The 14,725-nt window shown below is 58.1% G+C and carries 9 protein-coding genes; all 9 read left to right on the top strand.

Features of this window, described 5'->3' with window-relative positions; genetic code table 11:
* Positions 1-3 precede the first annotated feature (3 nt).
* The 9 genes from cas7e to F4V54_RS03185 all read left to right on the top strand — a co-directional run bounded on the left by cas7e (position 4) and on the right by F4V54_RS03185 (position 14,721).
* A complete protein-coding gene (gene cas7e, locus F4V54_RS03225; RefSeq protein WP_150386217.1) occupies positions 4-1,170 on the top strand; it encodes a type I-E CRISPR-associated protein Cas7/Cse4/CasC in 1,167 nt (388 codons plus the stop codon).
* Positions 1,170-1,892, top strand: coding sequence for a type I-E CRISPR-associated protein Cas5/CasD (gene cas5e, locus F4V54_RS03220; RefSeq protein ID WP_150386216.1), 723 nt, complete (start codon positions 1,170-1,172; stop codon positions 1,890-1,892). Before cas7e ends, cas5e begins: the two co-directional genes overlap by 1 nt.
* Positions 1,889-2,590, top strand: a complete 702-nt coding sequence (gene cas6e / locus F4V54_RS03215; RefSeq protein ID WP_150386215.1) for a type I-E CRISPR-associated protein Cas6/Cse3/CasE — start codon at positions 1,889-1,891, stop codon at positions 2,588-2,590. The genes cas5e and cas6e overlap by 4 nt, the downstream gene beginning before the upstream one ends.
* A gap of 1 nt (position 2,591) precedes the next feature.
* The gene (gene cas1e / locus F4V54_RS03210) at positions 2,592-3,530 is read left to right on the top strand and encodes a type I-E CRISPR-associated endonuclease Cas1e (protein WP_150386214.1); all 939 of its coding nucleotides are present in this window, start codon (positions 2,592-2,594) and stop codon (positions 3,528-3,530) included.
* A complete protein-coding gene (gene cas2e / locus F4V54_RS03205; protein ID WP_084576691.1) occupies positions 3,527-3,862 on the top strand; it encodes a type I-E CRISPR-associated endoribonuclease Cas2e in 336 nt (111 codons plus the stop codon). Before cas1e ends, cas2e begins: the two co-directional genes overlap by 4 nt.
* 69 nt (positions 3,863-3,931) lie before the next feature.
* Positions 3,932-4,897 carry a cell envelope lipid trafficking protein PgfA gene (pgfA, locus tag F4V54_RS03200; RefSeq protein WP_150386213.1) on the top strand — a complete coding sequence of 322 codons (966 nt, stop codon included), beginning with the start codon at positions 3,932-3,934 and terminating at the stop codon, positions 4,895-4,897.
* Between the two features lie 305 nt (positions 4,898-5,202).
* A complete protein-coding gene (gene rpoB / locus F4V54_RS03195; RefSeq protein WP_034665212.1) occupies positions 5,203-8,700 on the top strand; it encodes a DNA-directed RNA polymerase subunit beta in 3,498 nt (1,165 codons plus the stop codon).
* A gap of 86 nt (positions 8,701-8,786) precedes the next feature.
* Positions 8,787-12,797 carry a DNA-directed RNA polymerase subunit beta' gene (locus F4V54_RS03190; RefSeq protein WP_034665209.1) on the top strand — a complete coding sequence of 1,337 codons (4,011 nt, stop codon included), beginning with the start codon at positions 8,787-8,789 and terminating at the stop codon, positions 12,795-12,797.
* 307 nt (positions 12,798-13,104) lie between these two features.
* A complete protein-coding gene (locus F4V54_RS03185) occupies positions 13,105-14,721 on the top strand; it encodes a SpaH/EbpB family LPXTG-anchored major pilin (protein WP_170253097.1) in 1,617 nt (538 codons plus the stop codon).
* Positions 14,722-14,725: the final 4 nt, after the last annotated feature.

The raw sequence follows: 14,725 nt of genomic DNA, 5'->3' as shown, positions 1-14,725 counted from the left end.
CTCATGTCCCTCATCATTGATATCCACGCACTCCAGACCATCCCGCCGTCTCTGATCAACCGCGATGACACCGGTGCGCCTAAGACCGCAGTCTTCGGTGGTGTCCCGCGTCAGCGTGTTTCCTCACAATCGTGGAAGCGGGCGATCCGCCGCTACTTCGAGCACGAGTTTGATAGCGAACAGATTGGTGACCGTTCGAAGCGCCTGCCAGAAAAGATTGCAAAGCTACTTGAGGCTAAGGGGCTTGAGCAATCTGAGGCCATTGCGCGGAGCGAGAAGCTGTTCAAGGCTGCAGGAATTAAAACCGAAGTAGAAAAGAAGCCGAAGAAAGTCGACGAAGATACTCCGGCACACAACCCATACCCTCGCACTACCTACCTCATCTTCCTCAGCCAGCAGCAGATCGATCGCGCAGTTGAGGAGCTTCTCGCACGCGGCGATGAGAAGCTGACTAAGAACGAAGCCAAGGACATTCTGGACACGAAGCACTCAGTCGACATGGCGATGTTTGGCCGCATGATTGCTGATGACGCGGCGTACAACGTCGATGCTGCCGTCCAGGTCGCTCACGCCATCGGCATTCACAACTCCACCCCGGACTTTGACTACTTCACGGCGGTCGACGACCTCGCTGAAGAAGGCGAAGAGACAGGCGCTGGAATGATCGGCACTGTTCAGATGATGTCTTCCACTCTCTACCGGTATGCAACCGTCGACCTGGACGGATTGAAGGAGAACCTGGGTTCCGCCGAGGTGGCAGGTCAGGCTGCAACGCAATTCATTGAGGCCTTCATTGCTTCGATGCCTACTGGCAAGATCAACACCTTTGCGAACCAGACGTTGCCTGAGCTGGTGTACGTAGCCATTCGAGACACGCGCCCAGTGTCCTTGGTCAACGCATTTGAAACTCCGGTGCTCGAAGATGCACGTGGGGGTTACGAGTCGGGTGCCAAGGATGAAGCAAAGTCTCGTCGCTCTGTTGCAGCGGCACGCCTCGCACAGGAAGCGCGCGACGTGCAGGAGGTCTACGGCTTCAAGCCACAAGCAGCCTTTGTGCTTGGTCTCGGTGACCTTGCGGAGCCTTTTGAGGGTCTTGCTGAGAAGACAACATTGGCAGAACTCACTGATCGCGTTGCTGGTGAGCTGAAGAGCCTTGCGGGTGATAACTAGTGTCTCACTCACTGTTGCTCCTTTTAAAGGGACCGATGCAGTCTTGGGGTGATGAGTCCCGGTTTAAAACCCGAGCAACTGCGACGACCCCGACAAAGTCCGGAATAGTCGGTCTCATTGCTGCGGCGCAAGGTCGACATCGTACAGATGAGATTGAAGATCTTGCGGCTTTGAAGATGGCGGTCCGTGTTGACCAATCAGGAAGTCTCCTGCGGGACTATCAGACAGCTCAGCCATGGCAGACAAAGCCAAATGATCCAGCACAACTTGTCACGCGGTATTTTCTTTCGGACGCTGCATTCCTGGTCGCTGTGGAATCAGATGATCGAGCTCTGTTGGAAAACATCGCGGGCGCACTGAAGTCCCCAGCATTTCCACTGTTCATGGGGCGTCGTTCGTGTCCGGTGCATCCGAGTCTTGTTGTTGGGATCGTTGACACTTTTGGGGAGCAGGCACTTCGGGAACATGACACCTGGTACGCCACTGCTCAACACAAGAAGCAGTCGCCCAAGGATGTTTCATTGGCTCTCTACCGGGACGCATTGCCTTCCGAGCAAGGTGGCGTGCCCCGCCAGGATGTTCCGTTGTCCTTTGACCCGCAACACCGCCGTTACGGGTGGCGTGATGTCATCCGATGCGATGACGTGGAGATGCACAACCCTGAGGGGAAGGAACACACATCACCCCGGGATATCTATTTTGAAACGGTGGTGCAGGCATGAGCACGCTGACACGAATCTCAATCAACCCAGCGCGGAGAAATGGGCGGAAGCTCCTCACGAATCCCCAAGCTATGCACGCTGCTGTGCGGGCGTCGTTCCCGCCGGACATTGCAGATAATGACGGACGGGTGTTGTGGCGCGTAGACCCCCAAGACCACGAATCTGTGTTGTACATCGTTGGGCCGGAGAAGCCCACGGGTGCTCTCATCGTGGAACAAGCAGGTTGGGATAGCCGCCCAGCGCAGAGCGCCGACTATGACCGTTTCTTAAATTCCCTGATGAAGGGGCAGCGCTGGCATTTCGAGATCGTCGGGAATCCCACGTATTCGGAACCAAATGGGAAGCGCGGAAAAGTTAAGGCGCATGTTTCAGTCCGACATCAACTTGGCTGGTTGTACAAACAGGCAGGGCGACATGGTTTTGCGCTTGCCCCGCAAATTGAAGATGAATGTTCTGATGAAGAGCGCTCTCGTTGGGCCATTAGTGACATTCCAATGGTGACGGAGCGGTGGACGGATGTGTTTGGAAAAGGAAAAGAGACACGTAGTTCCCGCAATAAGGTGCGCATCGCGAAAGCACGTTTTTCCGGCACGCTTGAGATCACCGATGCGGAGGCGCTGCGGCGCGCGTTGACTGATGGTATCGGGCGTGCCCGTGCTTATGGCTGTGGCTTACTGACGTTGGCGCCGGTGAAATAAAGTGGCGACACCGCAGGAACTCCCGATCACCCGGCATGCCTTAGCGCAGATGGGTGATCGAGTCTCATTCCTTTATGTTGAGCGTGCGACGATCAACCGTGACGGCAATGCGCTCACAATCACCGATCAGCGGGGAGTGGCGCATGTGCCTGCTACTCAACTGGCGGTGCTCCTCCTCGGACCGGGAACCCGCATCACCTATGCGGCGATGGCGCTGCTCGGCGACGCCGGGACGTCAACTGTCTGGGTGGGGGAGCGGGGCGTCCGGTACTACGCCAGTGGCCGACCCCCTGCGAAATCCTCCCGCATGGCGGAGCTTCAAGCTGCAGTCGTATCACACCAAAGAAAAAGGCTGGACTGCGCAAAACGGATGTACAGCTTACGGTTCCCCGGCGAGGATCTCACTGGGCTGTCCATGGCAAAGCTCAGGGGTAGGGAAGGCGCTCGCATGAAGAAGGTGTATGCCGCTGAGGCAGCACGCACAGGGGTGTATTGGCACCGCAGGAGTTATGACCCGAATGACTTTGATTCCTCTACCCCGATCAACCAAGCGTTAACCGCGGCGAGTGCAGCTCTTTATGGCATCGCTCATGCCGTTATAGCTGGCATGGGATTCATTCCTGCGCTTGGTGTTATTCACACCGGCACTGATCGCTCTTTCGTCTATGACATTGCTGACCTGTATAAGGCAGAAATTGCGATTCCTGCGGCGTTCGATGCCGTTGCCAGTGGGGAAGGGTTGCCCTCGGTAACCGTGCGGAGAATGGTGAGGGACGCGGTCGTCCAAAAGCGACTCATGCAGCGCATGGTGCGCGACCTGAAATACGTGATGGACGTGCCCGAGGAGGAGCCCTTCAGTGATGCTGAGCTGCTGTTGTGGAGCGAGCTCGAAGTTATTGCATCGGGTGTGAACTGGGCAGAACACGAGACACTCACGTGATTGTTCTAGTAGTAACGGCGTGCCCTGCCGGTTTGCGCGGGGACCTAACCAAGTGGCTGACGGAGCTCGCACCTGGCACGTTCGTCGGCGCGCCATCGGCACGCGTGCGCGATTTGCTGTGGGATAGGACAACCGAGCTGGTCCGCGATGGACGTGCGCTCATGGTGTATTCCGCCAATAATGAGCAAGGAATGGAGTTTCGGACGCACCGCCATGACTGGGTGCCGACGGACTTTGACGGGCTCACGCTCATGGTAAGACCCGCCGCACCAAGTAAGGCGGTGCGAAGAACTGGGTGGAGCAGAGCCCGGCGGCAGCGGCGGCGCGGATGAGTGAGCAGAGAACAGTCCGCAGCAACCACCCTTAACGCTTCTGAATGTTTAACCCGTAAACTCGCTGGCATGCTTCCAAAGTCCCGTATTCTTTCTGCTTTCCTCGTTGGTCTGGGTTTGGCGTTGGTTGCGGCGGGGTTGGTGGCGCCGGCGTTTTTGAATGGTGATGCGCGGTTCCCGTTGAACTTGGACAAGACTACGTGGACATTGAAGGACCCTGCGGCGCAGGTCGGGGAGGACACCACGGCGGTGACGCGCCAGTTGCATATGACGGTGCAGAATCCGGCGACAGATGAGGTAGCGGCGCTGCGTATTGGGGACACGGTGCGGCGGGAGGACAAGGCCGATGATTTGGAGAATCTGATATCGGCGGAGACATGGTCGTTGGAGATGGACCGTAAAACGGGGGAGTTTGTGGCGCCGGCAAAGTTGAGCACGGTGATGGTGATGCCGGAGGAAGTTGTGCCGGTTGAGGGGGTGTGGTTGAAATTCCCGTCGGATGTGCAGCAGCAGGACTATGAGGTCTTTGAGCCGACTCTGCGCAAGGCGGTTCCGGCGACCTTTACGGGGGAAGGCGAGATTGGTGAGCGAAAAGTTTATACCTTCACGCAGGAGGTGGCGCCGGTGAATGTGGCCACGTTGTATGCCGCTATGACGAACACGATCACGACATCGCCGGAGCAGGGTGGGGGCCAGGCGTTCCTACACCATGAGGCATCGCGGACGTTCACGGTGGACCAGGTCACTGGGTTGGTCGTGGGGATGACGGAGCGGGTGTCTGACTACTATGTCGACCGTGAGGGGAACCGAGTCCAGGATGTCGTATCCTACGACGCAGTGATGGATGAAGCCCAGCAGGTGGGCCTGGCGGAGCAACTGACGGATGTGACGCAGGCGATCTCCCAGACCGTGACGTGGGTGGTTCTTGGTGTTGGTGGGGCGCTGGTTCTTCTCGGATTGGTGGGGGCGTTCCGGCCGGGTGGTGGCCGCCCAAGGGGCGGCCACCGGAAGTCAGACCGGAAACTGGATGCGTAACACGCCGAGGGGTTGTGGCGCATTCGGGATTGGGTGGTAAGGTCCCACGCGAAAGTGACGGAACGATAACGGATTGTTGCGGTCCGGTTAAGCGCTTTACAAACGGCTACTGGGGGTATAAGCTGTCTCCTTGCGCTGGAAGCCGTCACCGGTGCCCAAAAGTAAACCTTGGTACAACGACAGAAAAAGTCGGTTTGACAAGGTGGTTTTGTGCTTTCTAGGGGACGGGAATTCCACTATCAAAGAAATGCTAATTATCCAGCGGGAATGCTTGCATATAGCGCCGTATGTAAGACCCGCGTGAGGTGCTGGAAGGACCCATCTTGGCAGTCTCCCGCCAGACCAAATCGGTGGCCACTATTCCCGGAGCTCCGGAGCGTTACTCGTTCGCTAAGATCGACGAGCCTATTGCTCTGCCCGGACTCCTTGATGTTCAACTTGAATCCTTCGCCTGGCTCGTCGGCACGTCGGAATGGCGTGAGCGCCAGGCTGCCGAGCGCGGGGATGATGCCCGCATTACGTCGGGGCTCGAGGACATCCTCGAGGAGCTCTCCCCGATCCAGGATTACTCCGGCAACATGAGCTTGTCTCTGTCTGAGCCGCGCTTCGAAGACGTGAAGTACACGATCGACGAGTGCAAGGACAAGGACATTAACTACTCCGCGCCGCTGTATGTGACGGCGGAGTTTATTAACAATGACACCCAGGAGATTAAGTCTCAGACTGTCTTCATCGGTGATTTCCCGTTGATGACGGACAAGGGCACGTTCATTGTTAACGGCACGGAGCGCGTTATCGTCTCCCAGCTGGTGCGTTCCCCGGGTGTGTATTTCGATGAGACCATCGATAAGTCTACGGAGCGTCCGCTGCACGCCGTGAAGGTGATTCCGTCGCGTGGTGCGTGGCTGGAATTTGACGTGGATAAGCGTGACACGGTTGGTGTGCGTATTGACCGTAAACGCCGTCAGCCGGTGACTGTGTTGCTGAAGGCACTGGGCTGGACTGAGGCTCAGATCAAGGAGCGCTTTGGCTTCTCCGAGATCATGATGTCCACGCTGGAAAATGATGGTGTTGCTAATACCGATGAGGCTCTGCTGGAGATTTACCGCAAGCAGCGTCCGGGTGAGCAGCCGACGCGTGATCTGGCGCAGGCTCTGCTGGAGAACGCATTCTTCCAGCCGAAGCGCTACGACCTCGCGCGAGTAGGCCGTTACAAGGTCAACCGCAAGCTCGGTCTGGGCGGTGACCACGATGGTGAACTGACACTGACGGAAGAGGACATTGCTACCACGCTGGAGTACCTCGTGCGCCTGCACGCTGGTGAGCGTGAGATGACCTCCCCAGAGGGCGTGGTCATCCCGATCAATACTGATGACATTGACCACTTTGGTAACCGTCGTCTGCGTACCGTGGGTGAGCTGGTGCAGAACCAGGTGCGTGTTGGTCTGTCCCGTATGGAGCGCGTGGTTCGTGAGCGCATGACCACCCAGGATGCGGAGTCCATCACTCCGACCTCCCTGATTAACGTGCGCCCGGTGTCCGCGGCGATCCGTGAGTTCTTTGGTACTTCGCAGCTGTCTCAGTTCATGGACCAGAACAACTCTCTGTCTGGCCTGACCCACAAGCGTCGTCTGTCGGCTCTTGGCCCGGGCGGTTTGAGCCGTGAGCGCGCAGGCATTGAGGTGCGAGATGTGCACCCGTCCCACTACGGCCGTATGTGCCCGATTGAGACTCCGGAAGGCCCGAACATTGGTCTGATTGGTGCTCTGTCTTCTTACGCTCGTGTGAATCCGTTTGGTTTCATTGAGACGCCGTACCAGAAGGTCGTTGACGGTAAGGTCACGGACCAGATTGATTACCTCACCGCTGATGAGGAAGACCGTTACGCAGTTGCTGAGGCTGCTACTGCCCGCGATAAGAACGGCAACATCACGGAAGAGCGTATTGAGGTCCGTCTGAAGGACGGCGATATCGGTGTTGTTGGCGCCAAGAGCGTTGATTACATTGATATTTCCCCGCGTCAGATGGTGTCTGTGGCAACGGCGATGATTCCGTTCCTCGAGCACGATGACGCGAACCGCGCGCTCATGGGTGCGAACATGCAGAAGCAGGCTGTGCCGCTGCTGCGTTCGGATGCTGCATACGTGGCCACTGGTACGGAGCTGCGTGCGGCGTATGACGCAGGTGACATTGTCATCGCTAAGAACGCCGGCGTCGTCGAAGATGTCTCCGGTGACGTGATCACTATCTACGAAGATGATGGTCACCGTGAGTCCTACCTGCTGCGCACTTTCGAGCGCACCAACCAGGGCACCTGCTACAACCAGACTCCGATTGTGTCTGCGGGTGACCGTGTTGAGGCTGGCCAGGTTATCGCTGATGGCCCGGGCACCAAGAACGGTGAGATGGCGCTGGGTACGAACCTGCTCGTGGCATTCATGCCGTGGGAGGGCCACAACTACGAGGACGCCATCATTCTGAACCAGCGTGTTGTGGAGCAGGACATCCTGACTTCCGTGCACATTGAGGAGCATGAGATTGATGCTCGTGACACCAAGCTGGGTGCTGAGGAGATCACGCGTGAGATCCCGAACGTGTCCGAGGATGTGTTGAAGGACCTGGACGAGCGAGGCATCATCCGCATCGGTGCAGATGTCCGCGACGGTGACATCCTCGTGGGTAAGGTCACCCCGAAGGGTGAGACCGAGCTGACTCCGGAGGAGCGCCTGCTGCGCGCCATCTTTGGTGAGAAGGCGCGTGAGGTGCGCGATACTTCCCTGAAGGTTCCGCACGGTGAGACCGGTAAGGTCATCGCGGTTCGGCGCTTCTCCCGCGAGGACGATGATGATTTGAGCCCGGGCGTCAACGAGATGATTCGTGTCTACGTTGCTCAGAAGCGCAAGATCCAAGACGGCGATAAGATGGCCGGCCGCCACGGCAACAAGGGTGTTGTGGGCAAGATCCTGCCGCAGGAAGACATGCCGTTCATGGCTGACGGCACCCCGGTAGACATTATTTTGAACACCCACGGTGTGCCGCGTCGTATGAACATTGGTCAGGTCCTTGAGGTCCACCTGGGCTGGCTGGCTAAGGCTGGTTGGACTGTGAACCCGGACGATCCGAAGAACGCGAAGCTACTGGAGACCCTGCCGGAGCACCTTTATGACGTGCCGGCTGAGTCGCTGACCGCTACCCCGGTATTCGATGGTGCGACGAACGACGAGATTGCTGGTCTGCTGGCTAACACTAAGCCGAACCGTGACGGTGATGTGATGGTGGATGCGGATGGCAAGACTGTGCTTTTCGACGGACGCTCGGGCGAGCCGTTCAAGTACCCGATTTCCGTCGGCTACATGTACATGCTCAAGCTGCACCACCTCGTGGATGAGAAGATTCACGCGCGTTCCACTGGTCCGTACTCCATGATTACGCAGCAGCCGCTGGGCGGTAAGGCCCAGTTCGGTGGCCAGCGCTTCGGCGAGATGGAGGTGTGGGCAATGCAGGCATACGGTGCGGCCTACACCCTGCAGGAGCTTCTGACCATTAAGTCGGATGACGTGGTGGGTCGTGTGAAGGTGTACGAGGCCATCGTGAAGGGTGACAACATCCCAGATCCGGGTATTCCGGAGTCCTTCAAGGTGTTGCTCAAGGAGCTTCAGTCGCTGTGCTTGAACGTGGAGGTTCTGTCCACGGATGGCACGCCGATGGAGCTGTCCGGCGACGATGATGAGTATGACCAGGCCGGATCTTCCCTAGGTATCAACCTGTCCCGTGATGAGGGGTCTGCGGCTGATACGGCGTAGGTGAGACGTCGATAAGCGAAATGGCTTATCGACGAACACCTCAAAGCAACTAGAACTCATAAAAACTACTGAAAAGGAACTTTTACGTGTTTGACGTAAACCTCTTCGATGAGCTCCGCATCGGCCTGGCCACTGCTGATGACATCCGCCGCTGGTCCCACGGCGAGGTGAAGAAGCCGGAGACAATTAACTACCGCACGCTGAAGCCGGAGAAGGATGGCCTCTTCTGTGAGCGCATCTTCGGCCCCACCCGTGACTGGGAGTGCTCCTGCGGTAAGTACAAGCGTGTCCGCTACAAGGGCATTATTTGTGAACGCTGTGGTGTTGAGGTGACCAAGTCCAAGGTGCGCCGTGAGCGCATGGGCCACATTGAGCTGGCTGCTCCGGTCACGCACATCTGGTACTTCAAGGGTGTGCCCTCCCGCCTGGGCTACCTGCTGGATCTGGCTCCGAAGGATCTTGAGCGCATCATTTACTTCGCCGCCAACATCATCACCTCTGTCGATGAGGAGGCACGTCATAATGACATGTCCACTCTCGAGGCTGAGATGATCCTGGAGAAGAAGGAAGTCGAGCAGGACACCGAGGCTGATATTGCTGATCGTGCCCAGAAGCTCGAGGAAGACCTCGCTGCGCTGGAGGCGGAGGGCGCCAATGCGTCTGCCCGCAAGAAGGTACAGAACGCTGCTGATAAGGAAATGCAGCACATGCGCGAGGCTGGCGAGCGCGAAGTCGAGCGCCTGGATGAGATCTGGAACACCTTCATCAAGCTCGCTCCGAAGCAGATGATTATTGATGAGAACCTGTATGAGGAGCTCGTTGACCGCTACGAGGATTACTTCACCGGCGGCATGGGTGCTGAGGCGATCCAGACCCTCATCCGTAACTTCGACCTGGATGCTGAGTCTGAGGAACTGCGCACCATCATCGCTGAAGGCAAGGGCCAGAAGAAGGTCCGTGCTCTAAAGCGCCTGAAGGTTGTCGCTGCTTTCCAACGTTCCGGCAATGATCCGGCTGGCATGATTCTGGACGCTATCCCGGTGATTCCGCCGGAGCTGCGCCCGATGGTTCAGCTCGACGGTGGCCGCTTTGCCACCTCTGACCTGAATGACCTGTACCGTCGCGTGATCAACCGCAACAACCGTTTGAAGCGCATGATCGATCTGGGTGCACCAGAGATCATCGTGAACAACGAGAAGCGCATGCTGCAGGAATCCGTTGACGCGCTGTTTGACAATGGCCGTCGTGGCCGCCCGGTCACTGGTCCGGGTAACCGCCCGCTGAAGTCCTTGTCTGACTTGCTGAAGGGCAAGCAGGGTCGCTTCCGTCAGAACTTGCTGGGTAAGCGCGTGGACTACTCCGGTCGTTCCGTGATTATCGTCGGCCCGCAGCTGAAGATGCACGAGTGTGGTCTGCCGAAGCTGATGGCACTTGAGCTGTTCAAGCCGTTTGTGATGAAGCGCCTGGTGGACAATGACTACGCGCAGAACATCAAGTCCGCGAAGCGCATGGTGGAGCGCCAGCGCCCTGAGGTGTGGGACGTCCTCGAAGAGGCAATTGCTGAGCACCCGGTGCTGCTCAACCGCGCACCGACGCTGCACCGCCTGGGTATTCAGGCCTTCGAGCCGGTGCTGGTTGAGGGTAAGGCTATCCAGCTGCACCCGCTGGCATGTGAGGCGTTCAACGCTGACTTCGACGGTGACCAGATGGCTGTTCACCTGCCGCTGTCCGCTGAGGCTCAAGCAGAGGCCCGCATTCTCATGCTGTCCTCCAACAACATCCTGTCCCCAGCATCCGGTAAGCCACTGGCTATGCCGCGCCTGGACATGGTGACGGGCCTGTACTTCCTCACCATGGAAAAGGGCGAGCACGAGATCGGCGGCGAGGGCGCTTACGCTCCTGCCGACGAAAACGGGCCGGCACGTGGAACTTACACTGACCACCGCGAGGCCATCATGGCCTACGACCGTGGAGTTCTTGGCCTGCAGGCACCGATCAAGGTACGCATCAGCCACCTCCGCCCGACGGTGGAGATTGAGGCTGAGCAGTTCCCCGATGGTTGGGAGAAGGGGCAGGCCTGGACGGCTGACACTACCCTTGGCCGCATCATGTTCAACGAGATGCTGCCGTTCAACTTCCCGTACCAGGAAGGCGCCATGGTGCGTAAGGGTGGCGGTGCTGGCAAGGTGCTGCTCGGCGACATCATCCAGTCGATGGTGGAGAAGTACCCGATGATCACCGTCGCTCAGACGATGGACAAGCTGAAGGACGCCGGCTTCTACTGGGCTACCCGCTCCGGCATCACCATTGCCATGTCTGACGTTCTGGTTCTTCCGAACAAGGAAGAGATCCTGGAAGAGTACGAGCGCGAGGCCGCGACCATTGAGCGTAAGTTCTGGGAGAAAGGTGCTCTGACCGAGGAGAACCGTTACGACCGTCTGGTGGAGCTGTGGCAGGACGCCACCAACAAGGTGGGTCAGGCTGTGGAGGACCTCTACCCGGATGATAACCCGATCCCGATGATCGTGAAGTCCGGTGCTGCCGGTAACATGCGCCAGATCTGGACACTGGCCGGCATGAAGGGCATGGTTGTGAACTCCCGTGGTGAGTACATCACCCGCCCGATCAAGACCTCCTTCCGTGAAGGCCTGTCCGTGATGGAGTACTTCAACAACTCCCACGGTTCCCGTAAGGGCCTGGCCGATACGGCTCTGCGTACCGCTGACTCCGGCTACCTCACCCGTCGTCTCGTTGACGTGGCGCAGGATGTCATCGTCCGCGAAGAGGACTGTGGCACCCACCAGGGCGTCAAGGTTCCTGTCGCAGAAGCGACAGGAACGGACAAGGACAAGAAGTTTGTCCGGCACGACCTCATTGAGACCTCCGTGTCCGGTCGCGTGCTGGCATCTGATGCTGCTGACGCGAACGGAAATGTAGTCGTCGCTGCTGGTGAGGACCTCACTGAGGAGCGTATTGACGCACTCGTGGAAGCCGGCATAACCGAGATCAAGGTCCGCTCCGTGCTGACCTGCCAGACCCCGACGGGTGTGTGCGCGAAGTGCTACGGCAAGTCCATGGCCACCGGCAAGCTGGTGGACATTGGTGAAGCTGTAGGTATCGTCGCTGCCCAGTCCATTGGTGAGCCGGGTACTCAGCTGACCATGCGTACGTTCCACCAGGGTGGTGTCGGTGGTGACATTACCGGTGGTTTGCCGCGTGTTCAGGAGCTGTTTGAGGCACGTGTGCCGAAGAACCGCGCCCCGATTGCGTCCGTCGCCGGTGAGATTTCGCTGGAGGATGAGGGCAATTTCTGGACGTTGACCATTCACCCGGAGGATGGCTCCGATGATGTGATCTACGAGAAGCTGTCCAAGCGCCAGGGCTTGGCTCAGGTGCGTCGCCCGATGGAGTCCAACCCGGACGCCATGATCGAGCGCTCCCTTAAGGATGGCGACAAGGTCCAGGTCGGTGACCGCCTGCTGCGCGGTGCTGCTGATCCGCATGACGTGCTGGAGATCCTCGGACGTCGCGGTGTGGAGAAGCACCTTATCGACGAAGTGCAGGCCGTGTACCGCACCCAGGGTGTGTCCATTCACGACAAGCACATCGAGATCATCATCCGTCAGATGCTGCGTCGCGGCACCGTTATCGACGCGGGCTCCACGGAGTTCCTCCCGGGCACTCTCGTGGATCTGTCTGAGGCACGCCAGATCAACGGTCAGGCTGTGGCCGAGGGTGGCGAGCCGGCAGAGCTGCGCTCGGAGATCATGGGTATTACCAAGGCCTCCCTGGCCACCGAATCTTGGCTGTCTGCCGCTTCCTTCCAGGAGACGACGCGTGTGCTGACGGATGCCGCTATCAACAAGCGCTCTGACAAGCTCATTGGTCTGAAGGAGAACGTGATCATCGGTAAGCTCATCCCGGCTGGTACGGGTATTTCCCGCTACCGCAATATCTCCGTCAAGCCGACGGAAGCCGCACGTTCCGCCGCTTACTCGATCCCGACCTTCGGCGATTCGATCTACGGCGACGAAGGCTACGGCGAGTTCACCGGCGCATCCGTGCCGCTGGATGAGTATGGCTTCGAGCAGTACTAAGAGCTAGGCACTAGCGGCGAACTCCGCGCCGAACCAATAACCCGGTCTTTTCTCCCATACCAGTGGGGGAGAGGGCCGGGTTTTCGTCGTTAATGCATCAGTGCAGTGGCTTCAGCGCTGTGGAGACTAAAGAAAATAGATATAAGTTGCTTTGGAAACCCTATACGCGGTAAGTTTCCCTGTGGCTTCCCTTTCGGAACCTTGGGTTTTTCCTGGGTGCGTGGAGGGGTGCGGTTATCCATTGCCCTCTTGCGTAGGCGTTAGGGCAACTTATTTTGTTTCCATGGCACTGATTAAGGAGTCGCCCATGAGCGTTCACACGACCACAATCACCCGGAAGGGCTTAGCCATCGCCACCGCTGGCCTGTTCGCACTGTCTTCCCTGAGCTTCACGCCATTCGCGGTAGCGCAGGATGGGGCTGGCGCTGTCAACTCTGGTTTGGTGAGCCAGCTCAGCAAGACTGAGACTGCGAAGCTGACGATTCACAAGCTCAAGGGCGGCTTTGTTGGGACGAACCAGTACGGTGTCCAGCAGGATGTCGCCGGCACCCCGTTGAAAGGCATCGCCTTTGATATTTACAGGGTGAAAGAAGGCGGCGCTGACATCGACTTGTCCACCATTGAAGGCTGGCAAAAATACAGCGAGCTGGACCCGACGAAGGCGAATGAGTACGCCTCCGAGGCGAACTATGTGAAGACCATTACCACTGGTGATGGTGGCGTAGCCACAGACGAACTGCCCATCGGTGTGTATGTGATCAAGGAGAACCTGGCTAAATCGAACCCCGATCCAGCCGGCACCTACACCCCTGCAGCGCCGTTCATCACAGCACTTCCCTTCACCAACGAGGGTGGCACTGCCTGGAACAAAGACGTTCACGTCTACCCAAAGAACCAAGAAGTGAAGTCCACGAAGGAAGTGGACGACCGCCAGGGTGATCAGAACGAGGATATCCGTCAGGCTGGACAGACGATCAGCTACACGCTCAAAGGCGGTGTCCCCCCGGTTCCGAATACCGTGTCCCAAGACAATAAGTACTTTGACAGGTACGAGCTGATTGATACCTATGACAGTGACAAGTGGACTCCGGACACCTCAACCGTGAAGGTGCAGATCAATGAGGGAGACACTAAGCTCGCTGACCTCGAGGCGGCGGACTTCGAGGTGACGAATCCGGAAAGCAATACCTTTACTATCAAGCTGACCGATGCTGGCCTGCTGAAACTTCGCCACAACGTTGGCGAGAAGACCAACGTGCAGGTTGTTGCCACTATCGACGGCACACTCAAAGCAGACCTCAAACCAGGCACCGTCAAAAACGGTGTGGAAGTTGAGACTGGTAATAGCGGCCAGCCCACGGTGAAAACGCCGAAGTCGGAGGTTGAGTCCAAGTACGGTCGCATCGATGTGACCAAGTTTGCCAAGGAAGGCGATAAGGAGACCAACCTTGCTGGCGCGAAGTTTGAGCTGCACAAGTGCACCAATGCGAACGCTGCTGGCCAGCCAGGCACGTTGATTGAAAAGTCAAAGCAGACTGTCGGTGGCAAGTCTGAGTGGGAAACCGATGCTGAGGGCAAGATCACCATTACTGGTATCCAGCTCGAGGACTGGTTTGACGGCAAGGGGCAGGCTGACTCCTTCGATTATTGCCTGCTTGAGACCAAGGCACCTGAGGGTTACGAACTCCTCCCGCAGCCGATCCTGACCCCGGTGAACACGAACACCCCGGAAACCAAGATCGGTGAGGAAAACCTGCCGTTCACTTTGGTTCAGCGCGTTGAGAACGTTCCCACCACCACCTCCACCTTCAAGCTTCCGTCGACGGGTGAGTGGGGCCGCTGGTGGCTGGTGCTCGGCGGTGTGGCAGCGGTCCTGGCTGCGTTGGGTGTGCTGTACCGCAACAACCGTCGCACCAACGCTTAAAAGC

It is taken from the genome of Corynebacterium tuscaniense (assembly GCF_008693065.1).
GTDB classification, from domain to species: Bacteria; Actinomycetota; Actinomycetes; order Mycobacteriales; family Mycobacteriaceae; genus Corynebacterium; species Corynebacterium tuscaniense.
This window is presented reverse-complemented; position numbering and strand designations above follow the sequence as displayed.

Coding starts and splice junctions, on each gene's coding strand:
- F4V54_RS03185 (WP_170253097.1), top strand. CDS start 13,105: ATGAGCGTTCACACGACCACAATCACCCGGAAGGGCTTAGCCATCGCC.
- cas7e (WP_150386217.1), top strand. CDS start 4: ATGTCCCTCATCATTGATATCCACGCACTCCAGACCATCCCGCCGTCT.
- cas6e (WP_150386215.1), top strand. CDS start 1,889: ATGAGCACGCTGACACGAATCTCAATCAACCCAGCGCGGAGAAATGGG.
- pgfA (WP_150386213.1), top strand. CDS start 3,932: ATGCTTCCAAAGTCCCGTATTCTTTCTGCTTTCCTCGTTGGTCTGGGT.